Source organism: Sulfuricurvum sp. (genome assembly GCF_028712165.1).
Taxonomy (GTDB): domain Bacteria; phylum Campylobacterota; class Campylobacteria; order Campylobacterales; family Sulfurimonadaceae; genus Sulfuricurvum.
In genome coordinates this window covers 24034-41533 of sequence record NZ_JAQTQR010000008.1, presented here as the reverse complement: position 1 = coordinate 41533, position 17500 = coordinate 24034, and the positions used below count along the sequence as shown (strand labels likewise).

The window sequence follows — 17500 nt, the reverse complement described above, 5'->3', positions numbered from 1 at the left end:
ATCAAGTCGGGAATGACGGGCGGGTATTACAATCCAATAATAATATGCAACGGCGAAATAATGGCGTAAGCAGTGGTGCCAACTTTTAACTTTTGCAATGCATCTTGTTTTTCGAGGGCGATGAGGAGTGTGCCTCCGTTTAGGCGCAGGCCGATTTCGATATTGTCTCCCGAAGTTTCGAGGGTTTCAACGGTACCGGCGAGGACATTATCTTCGGTATCGGAAGAGGGCGGAGTGGAGACGACATGGATATCGCTTGATTTGATAATCGCGTAGGTATCGCATCCTACCGTAAGACCCATGTTAAGAACTGATTTGGCGGTAATGGTTGAGCGCATGACATCTGAACCGCTGAGGGCGAGTGTGAGGGTAGAGTGCAGGCCGTTTGTTTGAATCTCTTTGAGAACACTCGGGAGTTGATTACGTGCACTGGTGGTGAGGAATGTACGGCTCAGGATTCGTGCCAGACGTTCGGGATCATTTCCCGCTTCTGAGAATCGGTCGATGAACTGGCGGTGAAGCTCGTTGAAACGGTGGAATGTCGCGATCAGTTCTCTCGCATAGGGGGTGAGTTTTGTCCCTCCGCCCCCTTTGCCTCCGGTTGTCCGTTCGATGAGAGGCTGATCGGCGAGAGCATTCATACCGTTAATACGCTCCCATGCTGCCTTGTAGCTCATTTTCATCTCTTTGGCTGCAGCGTGGATCGATCCGATCTTATCGATACGCTCGAGCAGCTCTATCCGTCCGGTTCCTAAAAAGCTTTGCCCATTTTTGGTGAGCCAAAAACGTCCGTCGATCTTCATTACAGGCTAAAACTGTGCTGCATAGGCACTTCGATGGTTTTGAGGGAAAATTCCCCGCCGAGAAAGAGGTAGGACGCTAACACGCCCTGTGCTAAAAGCATGTCCGAACCGTCTTTGTACGGAAGGCCGCTGATTTTTATTTCGCGTAAAAACGGGGTCTCTTTACCGTAGATAACATCGACCGCCCCTTTTGAACGGGATAGGAGTTCTATAAGCAGCGGTCTTGGGATCGGTAATTCATCATCGCTGAGTCCTGCCGAAGTGGTGTTGATGATCAGATCATAATCGTCCGCGGTAAAACCATTCCAGCAGTATGCTTCTATCCCTTCTTGGATAAAAAAGTCCAACCGACCGGATGAGCGGTTGAGGACAGTCGGGGTAATTTCACCTTGACGTAATGCGATGGAGAGCGCACGTGCTGTTCCTCCTCCGCCTAAAATCAATGCATTTTTGATAGGACCGAACGACTGGATTGCACTCATAAAACCGTCTGCATCGGTGTTATAGCCGATAAGTTTCCCTTTTTCATAGACGAGAGTATTGACGGCTTTGATCGTTTTGGCAATCCCGCGCACTTCATCGCATTGTGCGTAAGCCGCCTCTTTGTGCGGGACGGTTACGTTGGCACCACTGAGTTTTTTGGCTTCAAAAACATTTCGTAATTGCGAGCCGTCGGTGAGATGAGTACGTGAATAGCACGCACTGACTCCCAGTGTTTTAAAGACACTGTTATGCATCAGCGGTGAGCGTGAATGATTTACCGGATCACCAAAGATGCTAAAGAGTTTCATAGGGGATCGACCAAATCGTCAAGTGTGCTTGTGAGGGCACCGAGTTTGTTGGTGACTTCGAGGTATTCGAGTTCGTGAACGGAGTCGGCTACGACACCGGCACCCGCTTGCAAAATAACGTAGTCAGGCTTGATAAGGGCGGTTCGGATTGTGATCGCACTGTCCATATTGCCATCAAACCCGAAATATCCGATCGTACCGCTGTAAAAGCCCCGTTTAACCCCTTCAAACTGTGCGATCAGTTCCATCGCACGGATTTTCGGAGCACCGGTCATAGTTCCCGCTGTAAAAGTTGCTGCGAGAAGATCGAACATATCTTTATTATCGGCGATTTGGGCATGCACGTCCGAGACGATGTGCATAACGTGCGAATAACGCTCCACGTGCATCATCTCTTCGACTTTAACGGTTCCGGTTTTGGCAACGCGACCGACATCGTTGCGTCCCAAATCAATCAGCATTAGATGCTCTGCAAGCTCTTTGGGATCGGAGAGGAGTTCTTCTTCGAGCTCGAGATCGCGTTTTTTGTTGATTCCCCGTTTACGGGTTCCGGCGATCGGTCGCAGCAAGATATCTCCGTCGCTCAGACGTACCATCACTTCGGGAGAACTTCCGACGATACTGAAATCTTCATACTCCATCAGATACATATACGGAGAAGGGTTTTTAAGTCTCAAGATACGGTAGAAACTAAACGGATCTACTTTAGCATGACGGATATAGCGGTTGGTCATCAGGATTTGGAAAACATCTCCGCTTTTAATCATCTCTTTGGATTCATCCACCATAGAGAAAAATTTCTCTTTAGTATGGATAAATTCTCCCCCTTTATCTTCGGCTATCGCTTTGAGAGGAGTGTAGTGATAAGGAGCTTTGAGCGTTGTCTCGATCTCTTCAAAACGGCTGATCATTGTATCGACACAGCTCATCAAGGTGATCGTCGCATTTTTATGTGAGACGACGAGGGTAAGTTTCGGAAGGATCAAATCCATATCTGGTGTTTGTGCCTGATCGACAAGGCCGTTCATGGAGTCTTCGAGAACATGCTCAAAAACTTGTACCATGTCGTATCCGATGAATCCAATGAATCCGTCGATATAGCCCACTTTCAGTGCACGTGCACGTTCACGATATGCGTTTTGATCGATTTTACGATAGTACTCTTTTAAAAATTCAAATGGGGAGAGATCGAGCTGATGCGATAGCCCCTCACTGTCCATGTAGGTAGTTGTTTTATCGGCATAGGTGAGACGTTCACGAGCACCTATCACGATAATCGTATAGTTTCCTTCACTGTTTCCGGCACTCTCAAATAAAAAACTCACTTCGCCGGGGAAAAGGGTTTTAGCCTTTTCATAAACGGCGATAGGGGCAAACTGATCGAGAGAAAAATGGCGAGATGTAATCAAATTATTTCCCTGTTATATATGCGCCGGCTTCGATGTTCTTACGAACGGTTCCGAGTACGTCGCGTGCTGCTTTTTCACCTTGGAAAGGTCCGACCATCACTTTGGTTGTTGTACCGCTTGGTACAGTGATGTATTTTAATCCGCTTGCATTGAGACGATCAAATAATGCTTTATTCGGATCTTTGCTGAAAGAACCGACTTGGATGTAATAGGTTCCCTCTGTATCCGCAGCTGATTTTGCAGCAGGTTTTTCTGCCGTTTTTGGTGCCGTTACGGCAGAAGTTTTAGTCTCAGGTACGGCTGTCTTTTTAGTCTCTACAACTTTTTTCGGCACGACAGGTTTGACGTTCTTAATCGTAGGGGTATTAACAACAGGCTCTGGCGCTTTAGGTGCACTTTTTACAACAGCAGGCTTCGCTACGGCAGGTTTTACTTCAGCTTTGGGTGCGGCAGCTACAGGTGCCGGGGCACTTGCTTCAGTAGGTTTGGCTTGCGGAGCCGGAGTACTCGTTGATACAGCTTTCGGTTGTTCTGGCTGTGTATTTTGGAATGACTCTTGTTTGATTTTTTGCGCTATTTTTCCTAAGTCCTGAGCGGAAGTTTCATTCCCCCCTTCTTGGATCACTTCGACCGGTTCGAAGAGTGGATCGTCAACGATTTCAGTCGGAGCAGTCGGTGTCGGAGGCACTGCCGCATGCGGCGGTTGTTCTTCGGTTTGGGTTTTAAGCGAATTCATAATCACCAATACGATGATGAGAATGAGCGTTAATGCCGCAATTGCCAACAACAGCTTTTTGCTGTTTGATCCTGACCCGCTTTTGTTGAGGATAATATCGTTGAGTTCGTTTTTTTCTTCCATCTTTGTCCCATTCCTTAGGTGTAATAGTTATAGATTGTCGAGTTACATATGCTTCGACCATGAAGCTCCACGCTCTTTAGCGTACACTTCATAGGGAAGGTTGAGAATATTGTATTCCGGCGGCAAATCGAGTGTCGGAAACATTCTCCACTGTTTTGGTTGTTTTGCGGCTAATTTCATGGAAATCATTTTACCCAGTTGGTTGGCTTCTTGTAAAGTGGTATGCCCTTTATGGATATAAACATGGAGATGTCCCGGTGTTTTGGTCTCAAAAGCGGTAAAGTTGATAAATCCCTCTTCACGAAGCAAAAGCTGTGTTTTGTGGTAAAAACGCTGAGGATCGGTACCGTTATAATCGATCACGATGTTTTCGACTTTCTCAAATTTGTTAATCAAAGAATGAGCTACGGTGATCTGCCCTTTTAAATGCTGATCAATAATTGCCTGTGTTAGTGATTTATCGATTTTTTCGTATTTGTTAAAGAAAGTACGCCCTTTGAAATCGATTTTATTGACGACATTGTCATGTTTCAGCCAATAATGGTCCGAAATCATTTTAATCAGTTTCATATCCATCGATGTCATGGGCAAATCTCCTTAATACGTTGGTTGTTTATAGATAATAAATCCGCGTGCTAAAGCTTGAAGCTCTTCTTTGATAGCAGCTTGTTTTTCAACATTTTCAATATCGTCTAAAACATCAGCGATTTTATTGGCAATAAGTTCGAATTCTTTCTCTTTCATTCCGCGTGACGTAAGCGCCGGGCTTCCGATACGGACACCGGATGTAACAAACGGAGAACGGGTTTCACCCGGAACCGTATTTTTGTTGACGGTGATACCTGCACGCCCGAGTGCCGCATCGGCCTCTTTTCCGCTGAACGGTTTATTCAGGAAAGAAACGAGGATAAGATGATTGTCGGTACCGCCGCTGACGATATCATATCCGCGTTTCATTAACACGTCAGCAAGGACTGCCGCATTGGCTTTGACTTGCGCAGCGTACACTTTCCACTCAGGAGAAAGATTGAATTTAAATCCAACCGCTTTTGCCGCGATTACATGAACCAACGGTCCGCCTTGAAGGGCAGGGAAAATCGCGGAATTGATTTTTTTAGCGATCTCTTCATCATTGGTCATAATCATACCGCCGCGAGGCCCTGCAAGGGTTTTGTGTGTAGTTGTCGTGACGACATCGGCATACGGGAATGGACTTGGGTGCTCACCGGCGCACACCAAACCAGCGATGTGGGCAATATCGGCGAATAAAATCGCTCCGACCGCATCGGCAATTTCACGGAATTTGGCAAAATCGATTTCACGGGCATACGCTGATGCACCGCACACGATGATTTTAGGCTGAACGATTTTAGCGATGTCCATAACACGCTCATAGTTGATGCGACCGTCAAGCTCTACACCATACGAAAAACTGTGGTAGTTTTTACCGGAAAAACTTACTTTTGAACCATGAGTCAAGTGTCCGCCGTGGCTCAGATCCATACCGAGAAGTTTGTCACCTGCTTGGAGTAATGCCGCATACACGGCACCGTTTGCCGATGAACCGGAATGCGGTTGAACGTTGGCAAATTTACATCCGAACAATTCGCATGCGCGATCGATTGCCAGTTGCTCGACGCCGTCAGCAAATTCACATCCGCCGTAGTAGCGTTTTGCAGGGTATCCTTCGGCATATTTGTTCGTGAACACCGAACCCATCGCTTCCATTACGGCAGGAAGAGTAAAGTTTTCTGAAGCGATCATCTCCAAATGATCACTTTGACGTTCGAGCTCTTGCTCACATAGGGCGTATATTTCGTTATCGAATTCTTTAAGGAAACTCATTCTTCTTCTCCGTTGTTGATTTGGTTGTTTTGTATCGGTTTCATTGCCGGGAAGAGCAATACGTCCCGGATTGAATGTTGGTTGGTCAGCATCATGACGAGGCGGTCAATTCCGATCCCTTGTCCTGCAGTAGGTGCCATCCCGTAGCTAAGTGCCGTGACGAAATCTTCGTCCATCTCATGGGCTTCGTCATCACCGGAGTCTTTAGCAGCCATTTGCCCTTCAAATCGTCCCAACTGATCTACAGGGTCGTTTAATTCGCTAAAGGCGTTCGCAATTTCTCGTCCGGCGATAAAAAGTTCGAATCGGTCTGTCAACTCAGGACGCTCGTCATTGCGGCGTGCAAGAGGTGAAATCTCAACCGGATAGTGGGTAATAAAGGTTGGATTGATCAGTTTGCCTTCAACAAATTCGTCAAACAATTCGCCTTGGAGCTGACCGAGATTCATCGCACTGTTTGCTTCAAGATTTTTCGATTTCAAGAATGCCAAAATTGACTCTTTGTCATTGACAATCTCTTCCGGAACTCCGCCGATGACACTCAAACTTTTGATGAGTTCAATTTCAGTGAATTGGTCAAAATCGACTTCCAGTTCACCGTATGGAAGACGTTTCGGCAAGTCAAGATGATCAAAGAGATATTCAAAGTACTCTTTTGTAATAACGATCAAATCTTTATAGGTTTTATACGCCCAGTAAAACTCGATAGAGGTAAATTCAGGATTATGGGTTGCATCCATCCCCTCATTACGGAAATTGCGGTTAATTTCAAAAACCGCTTCAAACCCGCCGACAATAAGACGTTTGAGATAAAGCTCAGGGGCAATTCGAAGATAACGATCAACGCCGAGAGCATTATGATGCGTCACAAACGGTTTTGCATTGGCACCGCCAGCAATAGGGTGCATCATTGGTGTTTCAACTTCCAAAAATCCTTTGTCTTCGAAAAAGCGTCGGGTAAGACTGATCACTTTTGAGCGGATATGAAATGTTTTACGCACTTCGGAATTCATGATCAGATCAAGATAGCGTTGGCGGTAGCGCATCTCCTTATCTTGAATCCCATGAAATTTTTCCGGTAGGGGAGAGATGGCTTTGGTCAATATTTTAAGGGTATCTGCGTGTAAAGAGAGCTCACCGTGTTGTGTAATAAACGGATAGCCGCTTACTTCAATGATATCTCCTACTTCGATCAGTTTTTTAAATACATCATTATAAAAGTTCTCAGGAAGATTATCTCGAGCGACGTAAATTTGGAGCATGCCGCTTTCATCTTCGATTTTAAGAAAACTTGCTTTTCCCATTAGACGGTAGAGTTTGATCCGTCCTGCTACCGTGTAATGACGGTGTTCATCGCGTTTTTCCTCACTCTGAAACAAATCAGAGTTAACATTATGGAATTTATCGATCGTCGTATTTCGGTTAGAGTTGTTCGCATAAGGATCAATTCCGAGAGCTCTGAGTGCTTCGGCTTTTTCGATCCGTTGTTGTACGTATTGGTTTTCAAATGCCAATGTTTTTCCTTGTCTATGATTATTTTGTGGATTGTTCTTGGCAATTTTTACAAATGCCGTATATCTGCATAGAGTGCTCTTGCATGATAAATCCTAATTCTTGGGTGATCTTTTTTTGACGTTCTTCGATTGCTTCATCCACAAACTCGGTGATACTGCCGCATGTGGTACAAATGATATGGTCGTGATGATCTTTTGCCCCTAACTCATATTTTTTCCCTTGCGCTCCGAAAGAGAGCGAAGTGACCATTTCAGAATCTTCCAAAAGTGATAATGTCCGATAAACCGTAGCGATTCCGGTATTGAGATCCGGATGTTTTTCTTGAATCAGATGATGCAGACCTTCCGGTGTAAGGTGCTCATCCGAGTTATAAAGCATTTCAAGAATGACTTCTCGCTGGATGGTAAATTTAAGACCGTTAACTTTCAATAACTGTTTGAAATCACTTAAAAGTTTATTGTATTCAACGGTTCTTTCTGTGAAATCGGTATAAGAGTTCATTGATTATTCTCCCTTTTTCGATCCGTGTTTCGTATGCGTTTCTTTTGTATCATTTTTTTTTGTTTCATCTTTTGACTCCACGTTCGAATCATTTTTTTCGGTTTTATTGTCATCGCCTACAAGTGATTTGACATCATTTGTCTCGATATGAAGAATAAAATCTCCTGTAGCAAACATCGGTTTGTAAAAGAAGCTGTTTGCCATTTTCGGTTCAAAATTCTCTTTAATCGCGGTAACACTAAAAAGGGCATACACAATAATTGAGAGAATAAAGAAAAACTTACTGCTTCCGACAAGAAAGCCGAGAACTCGATCGATTGGCCCTAAGCCGCTGAGAGAACTTAATTTTTTAAATCCGGCACCGAGCGCAACCATGAGCAGCCAAAATATTCCTAATGCGAAAACAAAACCGACCAGATTAACCGCAGTCGACGTTTCAAAATGGAAAAGATTATCACTTAAAAATTTGCCTATATATCCGCCGATATGAGAAGCAACATAGACGCCCCCCACAATACCGACCATTCCAAAAACTTCTTTGGAAAAACCGTTGAGTAACCCTTTTAATCCCAAAAGTAAAATGACTGAGCCTACAGCAACGTCGAAATAATTCATATCCATTAAAACTCCATTTCTAGACGGTCTTTACCGTTCTTTTTCGCTCGATACAAAGCAACATCCGAACGATTGATAATCGCATCGATCGTGTCACCTTCGATTATTTTAGTGAGCCCGATACTTAATGTTACGGGGATTTGTTGGTTTTGGAACAACGGCTTATTGTTGCGGCAGAGGTTCAACAGCCGTTCAGCTACCAGCTGAGCACCTGCAGCGTCAGTACGGTTGAGGAGGATGATGAATTCTTCTCCACCGAATCGATACACCCGATCACCGTCACGTAATGCTTTTTTGAAAAGTTTCACGATAAAGATAAGAACTTTATCCCCTGCAATATGGCCGAATCGATCATTAATTATTTTAAAATCATCCACATCGATCATAAGTGCAAAAATATCGTAATCCAATTTTTCTTTTTCAAGAACGACTTTTAAATATTCATGAAGAGCATAACGGTTGTATGCTTTGGTCAGCGGGTCGAGAGATGTTTTTATTTCTAACGTTTTGACCTGTTCCAACAGGGTGTGAATCACATCATTGGCACGGGAGACTTCATCGTTTAAGTGGTCTTGAATGGCATTGAATTTTTCAGAAATTTTACTGAAATCAATCAACTTTGAAGAGGATGTTTCATTAAGCAATTCTGCATGTCTGTCGGTGATTTCACCAATTTTTGTGTTGCTTGCCGAATACGAATCGATACTTCTGCGTGCCAGCTCTTTATACTCTTCTGCCCCGGTGCCGCGATAGGCCAGTAAATCAAATTCACCTGACGTATACGATTCTAAAACTTCATGGGTAGCATTCGAAATGAGCTCAGAAAATTCTGTAGGTGTAATGGTCTCTTGTAAGTTGCTGAGTGACTCGAGTTGGATCGTGAGTTCTTTGCAAAAAAGGAAAAGTAAAGGATTGACTTGGTTGGTTTCCACCATTTGACCTTAATATGTGTTTTGAATGTTCAAATACCTCTTAATTGTGGAGGAAAAGGCAAGTATTAAACTTTCTAAAAGTTATGCCATTATACTTTTTCTAACATAAATATAACTTTTGATCCTCTCAATCAGTCCTCTTTTAGGATAAAAGGATAAAATTCGGGAACTAATAATTATGGTGCGAGAGCACACAGGAGATGATATGAGTACATGGAGCCGATCCAGCTGGAGAGAAAAACCGATTAAGCAGCAGCCGACGTATCCGGATACGGAAGCACTGGAGCAGATCGAATCACAGCTTCGTAATTATCCTCCTCTTGTTTTTGCAGGTGAAGCACGTACCCTCAAGAAAAATTTTGCCGATGTGTGTGAAGGAAAAGCATTTCTCCTTCAGGGAGGCGATTGTGCAGAGAGTTTTTCGGAATTTCACGCACACAATATCCGTGATACATTCAAAGTAATGATGCAGATGGCCGTTGTTATGACGTTTGCCGGAGGAGTTCCCGTTGTCAAAGTAGGACGTTTGGGCGGGCAATTCGCAAAGCCTCGTTCATCCGATTTTGAAACGCTTGAGGGGATCAGTCTGCCGAGCTATCGAGGAGATATCATAAATGGGGTCGATTTTACGGAAGCTGCCCGTGTCCCTGACCCATACCGTATGGTACAGGCATATAATCAGTCTGCTGCAACTCTCAACCTTCTTCGTGCCTTTGCATCAGGCGGATTAGCCGATTTGCATCAAGTTCATGCGTGGAACCTTGGATTTGTCGGGCAAAATGAAATGACTAAAAAATACGATGAACTCTCACGCCAAATCGATGATTCTCTCCGATTTATGGCAGCGTGCGGTATCACTTCAGATACCTATCGAACATTGCGTGAGACCGATTTTTATACCTCTCATGAAGCATTGCTTTTGAATTACGAAGAGGCGTTTACCCGACAAGATTCATTAACGGGTGAGTGGTACGATGTATCATCTCACATGTTGTGGATCGGTGATCGTACTCGTCAACTTGACGGTGCCCATGTCGAGTTTATGCGCGGTATTAAAAACCCGATAGGGGTAAAAGCCGGCCCTTCTATGGATCCGGAAGATTTGATTCGCTTATGTGACGTATTGAATCCGAATAATGAAGCAGGACGATTAAATGTAATTGTCCGTATGGGAGCCGATAAAGTGGGTGAAGGAATGCCTGCATTGATTCGCGCGGTTGAACGTGAAGGGAAAAAGGTCCTCTGGAGCTGTGATCCGATGCATGGAAATACCATTACCAGTGCCGGTTACAAAACCCGTCCTGTCGATTCAATCCTCAAAGAGATGAAACAATTCTTCCAAGTTCATAAATCCGAAGGTACGTATGCCGGAGGGGTTCATTTGGAAATGACAGGTAAAAATGTTACCGAATGTTTGGGTGGATCGTTTGAGATCACTTCCGATAATCTAAAAAGCCGTTATCATACCCATTGTGATCCTCGACTGAATGCGGATCAATCACTGGAACTTGCATTCTTGATCGCAGATACCCTTAAAGAAGCACATCGTTAAAAGATCGTTCGTGGTGAGCTCGTCGAACCATGAACACCCTTCGACAGGCTCAGGACGAACGGTAGTCTGAGCCTTTTATTTTTTCTGACAAGCAGGGCAAACGCCCGAAATCACAATCGCTACTTCATCTGCTGAATACTGACTGACTTCAATCGTCTCTTTTATTAATCCTGACGGATTAAAAGGGACGTCTTTTAGTTCACCGCACATTTTACACATAACATGGGCATGGGCCTCTTTTTCAATCTCATATTTTGTTTTTTGGCCTGGAATCTTTACTTCACGTATCAAACTGACATTTATCATTGTATGAATATTTTTATACAAGGTTGCCAATGAGATGGATGAGAACTTATCTCGGATTGCACCATATAAATCATCAATACTTATATGTCCTTCGCGCTGCATTAATTCTACTATAGCAATACGCTGAGGCGTTGCTTTGAGATGATGTTGCTTCAGTATGTGTTCATGTTTCATAATAGAGAATTATAGGATAATGAGTGCTAAATAGTATAAAAGCATTCAAAAAGGAGATTTTCTGAAATAATTTTTAAGATATTCTCCCCTGATAGGGGGAAAAATTACATAGCGTCGATAAGGCGAAGCAATTCATCCGGTTTATTGGAGTATTGTAATGCGATATCTTTGCTAACGATTTTCTTACGAAGGAACTCAATAATTTCTTGTGTTTGAGTCGTCATACTTGTCCCTGTCTGATTGAGCTGCATTTGGGAATAGAGCTGATGAACTTTGTCCTCACGGATCAAGTTGGCAATCGCAGGATTGGTGATCATGATCTCTTGGGCTGCAATACGACCTCCGCCGATTTTCGGCAAAAGGGCTTGTGCTATTACGGCGATAAGTGAAGTTGAAAGCTGTGCACGTACTTGCGGCTGTTCATCTCCGGAAAAAACGTCAATGATACGGTTAATCGTTTGTGGAGCCGAATTGGTATGGAGGGTTCCAAAAACCAAGTGTCCGGTTTCTGCAGCGGTAAGTGCCGCCGAAATGGTTTCACGGTCACGCATCTCCCCAATCAGAATAACGTCCGGGTCTTCACGCATCGCGTATTTCAATGCGGCAGAGAAACTCTTTGTATCGGTTCCGACATTACGATGGGAAAAGAGCGATTTTTTATTGGTGTGGACAAACTCGACAGGATCTTCAACGGTAATAACATGACGTGCTTCAGTCATATTGATCTCATTGAGCATAGCTGCCAAGGTGGTCGATTTACCGCTTCCGGTCGGACCAGTTACAAGAATAAGTCCTTTTTCACGCTTAATGATCTCTTTAAAGATTTTTTTCGCGTTCAAATCATCAAGTGAAGGGATAATTACGGGAATAATACGAAATGCGCACGCAATGTCGTCCATGGTTCGATAATAGTTGGCACGGAATCGGCCTACATCAGGAATAACGATTGAGAAGTCCAATTCGTTATTCTCTTCAAATATTTTTTTCTGTTTCTCAGTGAGAAGAGAATATCCCATCTCTTCAATGTCCCGTCCGTCAAGAATTGGAAGGTTAAGGGCGACAAGACGTCCGTCAATACGAATTTGCGGTTCAGAGCGACTGACCAGATGGAGATCGGACGCTTTGTAGGCGACAACACTTTTGAGGAGTTTATAAATATCTAATCCAGCATTCATGAGTGAAATATTCCTTCGTAATGAGATTGATCATATCCGACAACTAGTTTGTCGTTATATTCAATAATAGGGCGTTTAAGGAGGAGATTATGATTACTCATCCACTCTATTTTACCGCTTTCGTCCAGGTTGAGCGCTTTAATTCCCAGTGTTCGATAGGTTGTCCCTTTGGTATTAAGCAACACACTCATATCGGATTTTTTTAACCATGATTCAATTTTTACCCTGGAAACGGGAGAAATCTTGAAATCATGAAATGTGTATGGGAGAGAATGCATATCAAAAAACTGAAGAGCTTTTTTAACGCTGCCGCAATTTTTAATTCCGTAGATATGCGTCATGGTTTACTCGATGATCTTTGGAACAATGAAAAAATGCTCTGAAGAATGGGGCGCATGTGTCAAAATATCATCATTGATTGAGCGATCAACTACTCCGATATCCTCACGAAGAGATGTCGGTGTATCGGACATAGCAAACGTTGCACTGATACCGTCTGTATTCAATTCAGTGAGATTATCGACAAACGAAACGATTTCGCTGAGCTGCGATATCATATCTTCCCGTTGCTCTTCAGGTATTTGAAGATAAGAGAGTTTTTCTAAACGTTGTAAGAGGGCTTCGTCAATTTGCATGGTTAACCTAAGTTGTGATAAATTTATGAAAAATAATTGTACCCTAAAAATAGGTTTACAAAACTTTAACGTAGGGTAAGATATCATTGCTCTAATTAATGATTGTGAAAGACAGGAGCTGTTTTGAGTCTAAAAGAGAATATGAGTGCCCTCAAAGAGGAGCTGAGTTCTGAAGAAAAATTTTTCGAAAGTGCTATCCGGACTGAACGTTTTGTCAAACGGTATCAAAAGCCATTAATCGCTGTAGTAGTTGCATCGTTGTTCGCTGTTGGTGGAGCGATCGGGTATCAAATGTATACAAAAGCAAAAATTGAGAGTTCCAATACGGCATTTAACGCTTTATTAGCCAATCCGGCTGATACAAAAGCACAAGAGACTCTCAAAAATGACAATCCAAAGTTGTATGATGTATGGCAGCTTTCACGCGGTATTTCACAAAACGACGTGACGCTGTTGGAAAAGTTGGAGCACTCTGACGCATTTGGCGTTTCTGACATTGCCACGTATGAAGCCGCTGCAATTAAAGGCGATTCTAAAGCTCTTGATACGTACACTAAGAAGCAGGGCGCTTTGTATAAAGATATAGCATTGCTTGAATTAGCCGTCAGTGCGATGGAAAAAGGTGATACGGTATCGGCACATCAACATATTGCACTGATTCCCGAAGATTCACCTATCTACACAATAGCGCAGTCGCTCTCGCATTACGGAGTAAAATAATGAAGACAACCTTTATCGCGTTATCAGCTGCAATGGCTGTTCTTTTCAGCGGATGCTCTCATAAAGAGGTGTTTAAACCGGAGCATGTAAAAGGTGAATGGCGTAGTGCAGGACATTTGAGTGCTTCTATCAATCAGGTAACGCAATCGGCGGCTGTTTTGGAAAATGGGCATCTCCTCTCTAAAGACGGAGAGAAAATGCTAAAAATTCCAAACGATTACAGTCTGATTAATATAAGTGACTCATGGGTTATTACATCAAGTCCGGAAGGCAATATGGTGTTGTTCCCGCAAGACGGCAGCGATTCAAAAGTGACGTTTGATTTTAAACGCGGAGTTGCCGCTGCAAGTATTCAGGGTGATATTGTTGCCGTCTTATTTACGAATAATGAAATGGCGCTTTATTCTCTTGAAAGTAAAAAACTTCTTTTCAAAGAGCCTTCAAATGCTCCGATTGCGGTGGATGCAAGAATCGCAAACCCTTATTTCCTAAAAGAATTGGTAATGTTTTTGACATTGGACGGCAAGATTGTTATCGTTAATTCAGAAACAAAACAAGTTTTACGTTCTGTAGTCGTGAGTTCAGATGAATACTTTAACAATATCACCTATATGAATGTTATCGACAATAATCTTGTCGCTTCAACGGGAAATGCTGTTTTGGCACTTTCGCAAAAAGAGGCTCGCGAAAAATATGAGATTCGAGATATTGCGTATACTGCCGATGGTATCTGGTTAACGACGAAGCAGGGTGAAGTAATCGCTCTAAGCCCGACGTTACAGTTTAAAGCGAAGAAAAAATTCCCGTTTGCCCATTTTGTGGGTATCAGTGTACAAAATGACCGTGTGTTTGTTTTGGAGCAAGAAGGGTATATGATCGCTTTGAGCAAAAATCTTTTATCCTATGATATTTATGATATTAATTTGGACAGCGATAATAAAATCTTTGTGGGAGACGGTCAGTTCTATTTTGATGACCGCTATATCAATCTCAAATAATGTCGGGAGAGCTTGAAGCTTTTATCGAATATATCACGGTTGTCAAAGCGCTTAGTCCTCGAACGATTGAGGCCTATCGCCATGATTTGACCGATATTGAACACACTTCACTCAAAAATCTCACTGAGATTGATTCCAACACGGTTTTTCATATTCTTGGGACAATAGCCAATAAACGAACATTGAACCGGAAACTTTCAGCGTTTAACTCTTTTTTAGATTTTTGCCACCGCAGTCGATTTGATCACGTATCTTCAAAATTTTCTCTTTCAAAAATCCCGAAAAATTTACCGAAGTATTTGACTTTTGAGATGATCCAATCCGGGTTGCAATGCATTGATCGGAGTGAATGGATAGGGTTGCGTGATTATGCACTGTTACTATTTATCTATGCGACCGGTGTTCGTATCAGTGAATGTTTGCTGGTTCAAGAAGGAGATATTGAGGGTGAGTGGCTTCGAATCCGACATGGAAAAGGGGAGAAAGAACGCTACGTCCCTATCGCGCATGAGGCATTAAAAGCGATTAAAATCTATCAGGATGCATGCCCCTATACACGACAAACACTTTGGCTTAACTATCGGGGAGAACCGCTCAGCCGAATTTCCGCTTTTAAAATCACGCAAAAATATCTGGGTGTTTCTCCGCATGCGCTGCGCCACTCGTATGCAACGGCCTTGATACTCGGCGGTGCGGATTTACGGGTTGTTCAGGAATTACTGGGTCATTCTTCGCTGCTGACCACACAAATATATACCCATGTCCAAAAACAAAATCTTCAAGAGACGGTATGTAACCATCACCCGATGGCGAATACATCGAGTAAAGGATAGAAAATGACTCTTTGTGATATCGGTAATACAACGGTAGATTTGTTTTCAGAGGGTGTACGCAGTAAATTAGACGTTCATGATTTTAATCCGGACACATTATCAGGTGCTGTTTATTACGTCAGTGTAAATTTAGCTTTTAACGAAAAAATCCGTGATTATAGGAATTGGTATGATGTGCGAGAGTTCATTGATTGGGATAAATACTATTCCACAATGGGGATTGATCGGATCATGGTGTGTGAAGCGGTTTTCGATGGTGTTATTGTGGATGCAGGAAGTGCCATTACGGTTGATGTGATGGATGTCGGAGTGTATCAGGGCGGATTTATATCGTTAGGGCTGCGTTCGGCGCAAGAGGCGTATGCAAGACTCTCTCCTGCATTGGACGTGTCATTTAACTTTGAGGTAGATTTGACTATAATGGCGCAAAATACTCCCGATGCACTTACGGTCGGTTTTTTGGCTCCTTTGATCGAAAAGATAGAGGGACTCGGAAAACCGCTTTATCTAACCGGCGGTGATGCACGGCTTTTGTCCCGTTTTTTTACGGAGGCGAGAGTAGAAGAAGATTTGATCTTCTCAGGGATGAAAAAGTTGATTGAAAAAGGTTCTAAATGCTAAGTGTCGCACTCCCAAAAGGGCGAATTGCCGAAGATACGTTGGAAATTTTCGAAACGATTTTCGGAAGCAGTTTTAAATTTGATGATCGCAAGCTGATCTTACAAACTGAAAATTTTAAATTTTTGTTGGTACGCAATCAAGATGTCGCAACATATGTCTATCACCAAGCTGCCGATATTGGGGTTGTGGGACTGGATACGCTTGAAGAACAGGGGTTGGATGTTATCCGTCTTCTTGATTTGCAAAAGGGTAAATGCCGTGTCGCTATTGGAATGCGTGCGGGGGAAAAACCCGATTTTACAAAAAGCGAAATCAAAGTAGCGACAAAGATGGTCAATATTACCAAACGTTATTTTGCAGAACGTGCGGTGGCAGCCGATATTATCAAACTTTATGGATCGATTGAACTCGCGCCGTTGGTCGGATTAGCCGATATGATCGTCGATGTCGTAGAGACGGGAAGTACGATGAAGCAAAACGGGCTCGAAGTCGTTGAGACAATTATGGAGTCGACAACCCACCTGATCGCGAATAAAAACAGTTTTTTTGAGAAGAAAAGCGAGATATTAGATATTTACGAAAAAATCAATGCCCTTTTGTATGGAATGAAATAAAAAATTCACTATTGATTAACAATATATGCATACAATAGCCATAATTAAATGAGTTAAAGGATAGTTATGTCTAGTCGCTATATATCACATTTTGCTTTAGCAGTGCTTTTCGCTGGTTCAGCTGTGATGGCTGATAGTTTTTCAACTGTAGAATATGTTAAAGTAAGTCAATCGACACCAATCATGTCGACGATCCAAGAACAAGTTCCCGGAGAAAAATGCTATGATGTGCAAGAACAGGTAAGTTCAGGCAGCAGTGGCGGAAACAGTGTTGTCGGTGCAGTGGCCGGTGGTGCATTGGGAGGTGTTTTAGGACACCAAATCGGTGGTGGAACCGGCAAAACCGTTGCTACGGTTGGCGGTGCTATTTTAGGAACATTGGCAGGACAAAATGTTGCCAACAATTACGGCAGTAATACTCCTGCTACCTACCGAACCGTTCGCAGATGTGAAACGGTTAGTACGGTTCGTACTCGTCAAGTTTTGAGTGGATACAGCAATACTGCCAGATACAAAGGTAGAGAAATTACAGTAGAGAGCAATGAACCTCTAAGACAAATCCCGGTTACGGTTACCTACAGCTATTAATTCTTCATTCAGCT

Annotated in this window: 21 protein-coding genes; 7 read left to right on the top strand and 14 right to left on the bottom strand. The window is 43.1% G+C overall.

Going from position 1 to position 17500, the window contains the following annotated elements; genetic code table 11:
* Positions 1-26 precede the first annotated feature (26 nt).
* The 10 genes from PHP90_RS02425 to PHP90_RS02380 are packed head-to-tail and all read right to left on the bottom strand — an operon-like array spanning position 27 to position 9270.
* Positions 27-803, bottom strand: coding sequence for a TOBE domain-containing protein (locus PHP90_RS02425; protein WP_299924699.1), 777 nt, complete (start codon positions 801-803; stop codon positions 27-29).
* Positions 803-1594, bottom strand: coding sequence for a shikimate dehydrogenase (locus tag PHP90_RS02420; RefSeq protein WP_299924694.1), 792 nt, complete (start codon positions 1592-1594; stop codon positions 803-805). Before PHP90_RS02420 ends, PHP90_RS02425 begins: the two co-directional genes overlap by 1 nt.
* Positions 1591-3003, bottom strand: a complete 1413-nt coding sequence (locus PHP90_RS02415) for an anthranilate synthase component I family protein (protein ID WP_299924691.1) — start codon at positions 3001-3003, stop codon at positions 1591-1593. Before PHP90_RS02415 ends, PHP90_RS02420 begins: the two co-directional genes overlap by 4 nt.
* Before the next feature lies 1 nt (position 3004).
* Positions 3005-3862, bottom strand: a complete 858-nt coding sequence (locus PHP90_RS02410; protein WP_299924688.1) for an SPOR domain-containing protein — start codon at positions 3860-3862, stop codon at positions 3005-3007.
* A 42-nt stretch (positions 3863-3904) separates the two neighbouring features.
* Positions 3905-4447 (bottom strand): DUF1882 domain-containing protein, encoded by a 543-nt coding sequence (locus tag PHP90_RS02405; protein ID WP_299924685.1) that lies wholly within the window; start codon positions 4445-4447, stop codon positions 3905-3907.
* A 12-nt stretch (positions 4448-4459) separates the two neighbouring features.
* Entirely contained in the window at positions 4460-5707 is a 1248-nt protein-coding gene (locus PHP90_RS02400; RefSeq protein ID WP_299924682.1) for a serine hydroxymethyltransferase, read from the bottom strand.
* A complete protein-coding gene (lysS, locus tag PHP90_RS02395; protein ID WP_299924679.1) occupies positions 5704-7221 on the bottom strand; it encodes a lysine--tRNA ligase in 1518 nt (505 codons plus the stop codon). The genes PHP90_RS02400 and lysS overlap by 4 nt, the downstream gene beginning before the upstream one ends.
* A 19-nt stretch (positions 7222-7240) precedes the next feature.
* Positions 7241-7723 carry a Fur family transcriptional regulator gene (locus PHP90_RS02390; RefSeq protein WP_299924676.1) on the bottom strand — a complete coding sequence of 161 codons (483 nt, stop codon included), beginning with the start codon at positions 7721-7723 and terminating at the stop codon, positions 7241-7243.
* Between the two features lie 3 nt (positions 7724-7726).
* The gene (locus PHP90_RS02385) at positions 7727-8344 is read right to left on the bottom strand and encodes a CvpA family protein (RefSeq protein ID WP_299924672.1); all 618 of its coding nucleotides are present in this window, start codon (positions 8342-8344) and stop codon (positions 7727-7729) included.
* Positions 8344-9270 carry a GGDEF domain-containing protein gene (locus tag PHP90_RS02380; RefSeq protein ID WP_299924669.1) on the bottom strand — a complete coding sequence of 309 codons (927 nt, stop codon included), beginning with the start codon at positions 9268-9270 and terminating at the stop codon, positions 8344-8346. Before PHP90_RS02380 ends, PHP90_RS02385 begins: the two co-directional genes overlap by 1 nt.
* A gap of 205 nt (positions 9271-9475) precedes the next feature.
* Here PHP90_RS02380 and PHP90_RS02375 point away from each other — a divergent pair, with 205 nt between their 5' ends.
* Positions 9476-10822, top strand: a complete 1347-nt coding sequence (locus tag PHP90_RS02375; protein WP_299924666.1) for a class II 3-deoxy-7-phosphoheptulonate synthase — start codon at positions 9476-9478, stop codon at positions 10820-10822.
* 75 nt (positions 10823-10897) lie between these two features.
* Here the strand turns inward: PHP90_RS02375 and PHP90_RS02370 are convergent, their stop codons facing one another.
* The 4 genes from PHP90_RS02370 to gatC form a co-directional block, all read right to left on the bottom strand.
* A complete protein-coding gene (locus PHP90_RS02370) occupies positions 10898-11302 on the bottom strand; it encodes a Fur family transcriptional regulator (protein ID WP_299924663.1) in 405 nt (134 codons plus the stop codon).
* Between the two features lie 104 nt (positions 11303-11406).
* Positions 11407-12477 carry a type IV pilus twitching motility protein PilT gene (locus PHP90_RS02365; RefSeq protein WP_299924660.1) on the bottom strand — a complete coding sequence of 357 codons (1071 nt, stop codon included), beginning with the start codon at positions 12475-12477 and terminating at the stop codon, positions 11407-11409.
* Positions 12474-12818: an arsenate reductase family protein gene (locus PHP90_RS02360; protein ID WP_299924657.1), complete on the bottom strand. Its 345-nt coding sequence runs from the start codon at positions 12816-12818 to the stop codon at positions 12474-12476. The genes PHP90_RS02365 and PHP90_RS02360 overlap by 4 nt, the downstream gene beginning before the upstream one ends.
* Before the next feature lie 3 nt (positions 12819-12821).
* Positions 12822-13112 (bottom strand): Asp-tRNA(Asn)/Glu-tRNA(Gln) amidotransferase subunit GatC, encoded by a 291-nt coding sequence (gene gatC, locus PHP90_RS02355; protein WP_299924654.1) that lies wholly within the window; start codon positions 13110-13112, stop codon positions 12822-12824.
* 123 nt (positions 13113-13235) lie between these two features.
* On the opposite strand from gatC, the gene PHP90_RS02350 reads away from it, so the two are divergent.
* The 6 genes from PHP90_RS02350 (at position 13236) to PHP90_RS02325 (ending at position 17486) form a co-directional block, all read left to right on the top strand.
* Positions 13236-13832 (top strand): hypothetical protein, encoded by a 597-nt coding sequence (locus tag PHP90_RS02350; RefSeq protein ID WP_299924651.1) that lies wholly within the window; start codon positions 13236-13238, stop codon positions 13830-13832.
* Positions 13832-14830, top strand: coding sequence for a hypothetical protein (locus PHP90_RS02345; RefSeq protein WP_299924648.1), 999 nt, complete (start codon positions 13832-13834; stop codon positions 14828-14830). The genes PHP90_RS02350 and PHP90_RS02345 overlap by 1 nt, the downstream gene beginning before the upstream one ends.
* Positions 14830-15663, top strand: coding sequence for a tyrosine-type recombinase/integrase (locus tag PHP90_RS02340; RefSeq protein WP_299924645.1), 834 nt, complete (start codon positions 14830-14832; stop codon positions 15661-15663). The genes PHP90_RS02345 and PHP90_RS02340 overlap by 1 nt, the downstream gene beginning before the upstream one ends.
* A 3-nt stretch (positions 15664-15666) precedes the next feature.
* Positions 15667-16284: a type III pantothenate kinase gene (locus PHP90_RS02335; protein WP_299924642.1), complete on the top strand. Its 618-nt coding sequence runs from the start codon at positions 15667-15669 to the stop codon at positions 16282-16284.
* The gene (hisG, locus tag PHP90_RS02330) at positions 16278-16898 is read left to right on the top strand and encodes an ATP phosphoribosyltransferase (RefSeq protein ID WP_299924638.1); all 621 of its coding nucleotides are present in this window, start codon (positions 16278-16280) and stop codon (positions 16896-16898) included. The genes PHP90_RS02335 and hisG overlap by 7 nt, the downstream gene beginning before the upstream one ends.
* 66 nt (positions 16899-16964) lie before the next feature.
* Positions 16965-17486 (top strand): glycine zipper 2TM domain-containing protein, encoded by a 522-nt coding sequence (locus PHP90_RS02325; protein ID WP_299924635.1) that lies wholly within the window; start codon positions 16965-16967, stop codon positions 17484-17486.
* Positions 17487-17500 lie beyond the last annotated feature (14 nt).

Bases quoted from the DNA above. Each gene is read 5' to 3' on its own strand.
- PHP90_RS02375 (WP_299924666.1), top strand. From the start codon at position 9,476: ATGAGTACATGGAGCCGATCCAGCTGGAGAGAAAAACCGATTAAGCAG.
- PHP90_RS02360 (WP_299924657.1), bottom strand. From the start codon at position 12,818: ATGACGCATATCTACGGAATTAAAAATTGCGGCAGCGTTAAAAAAGCT.
- hisG (WP_299924638.1), top strand. From the start codon at position 16,278: ATGCTAAGTGTCGCACTCCCAAAAGGGCGAATTGCCGAAGATACGTTG.
- PHP90_RS02390 (WP_299924676.1), bottom strand. From the start codon at position 7,723: ATGAACTCTTATACCGATTTCACAGAAAGAACCGTTGAATACAATAAA.
- PHP90_RS02365 (WP_299924660.1), bottom strand. From the start codon at position 12,477: ATGAATGCTGGATTAGATATTTATAAACTCCTCAAAAGTGTTGTCGCC.
- PHP90_RS02335 (WP_299924642.1), top strand. From the start codon at position 15,667: ATGACTCTTTGTGATATCGGTAATACAACGGTAGATTTGTTTTCAGAG.
- PHP90_RS02385 (WP_299924672.1), bottom strand. From the start codon at position 8,344: ATGGATATGAATTATTTCGACGTTGCTGTAGGCTCAGTCATTTTACTT.
- PHP90_RS02325 (WP_299924635.1), top strand. From the start codon at position 16,965: ATGTCTAGTCGCTATATATCACATTTTGCTTTAGCAGTGCTTTTCGCT.
- PHP90_RS02410 (WP_299924688.1), bottom strand. From the start codon at position 3,862: ATGGAAGAAAAAAACGAACTCAACGATATTATCCTCAACAAAAGCGGG.
- PHP90_RS02425 (WP_299924699.1), bottom strand. From the start codon at position 803: ATGAAGATCGACGGACGTTTTTGGCTCACCAAAAATGGGCAAAGCTTT.
- PHP90_RS02405 (WP_299924685.1), bottom strand. From the start codon at position 4,447: ATGACATCGATGGATATGAAACTGATTAAAATGATTTCGGACCATTAT.
- PHP90_RS02400 (WP_299924682.1), bottom strand. From the start codon at position 5,707: ATGAGTTTCCTTAAAGAATTCGATAACGAAATATACGCCCTATGTGAG.
- PHP90_RS02345 (WP_299924648.1), top strand. From the start codon at position 13,832: ATGAAGACAACCTTTATCGCGTTATCAGCTGCAATGGCTGTTCTTTTC.
- gatC (WP_299924654.1), bottom strand. From the start codon at position 13,112: ATGCAAATTGACGAAGCCCTCTTACAACGTTTAGAAAAACTCTCTTAT.
- PHP90_RS02420 (WP_299924694.1), bottom strand. From the start codon at position 1,594: ATGAAACTCTTTAGCATCTTTGGTGATCCGGTAAATCATTCACGCTCA.
- PHP90_RS02340 (WP_299924645.1), top strand. From the start codon at position 14,830: ATGTCGGGAGAGCTTGAAGCTTTTATCGAATATATCACGGTTGTCAAA.
- PHP90_RS02370 (WP_299924663.1), bottom strand. From the start codon at position 11,302: ATGAAACATGAACACATACTGAAGCAACATCATCTCAAAGCAACGCCT.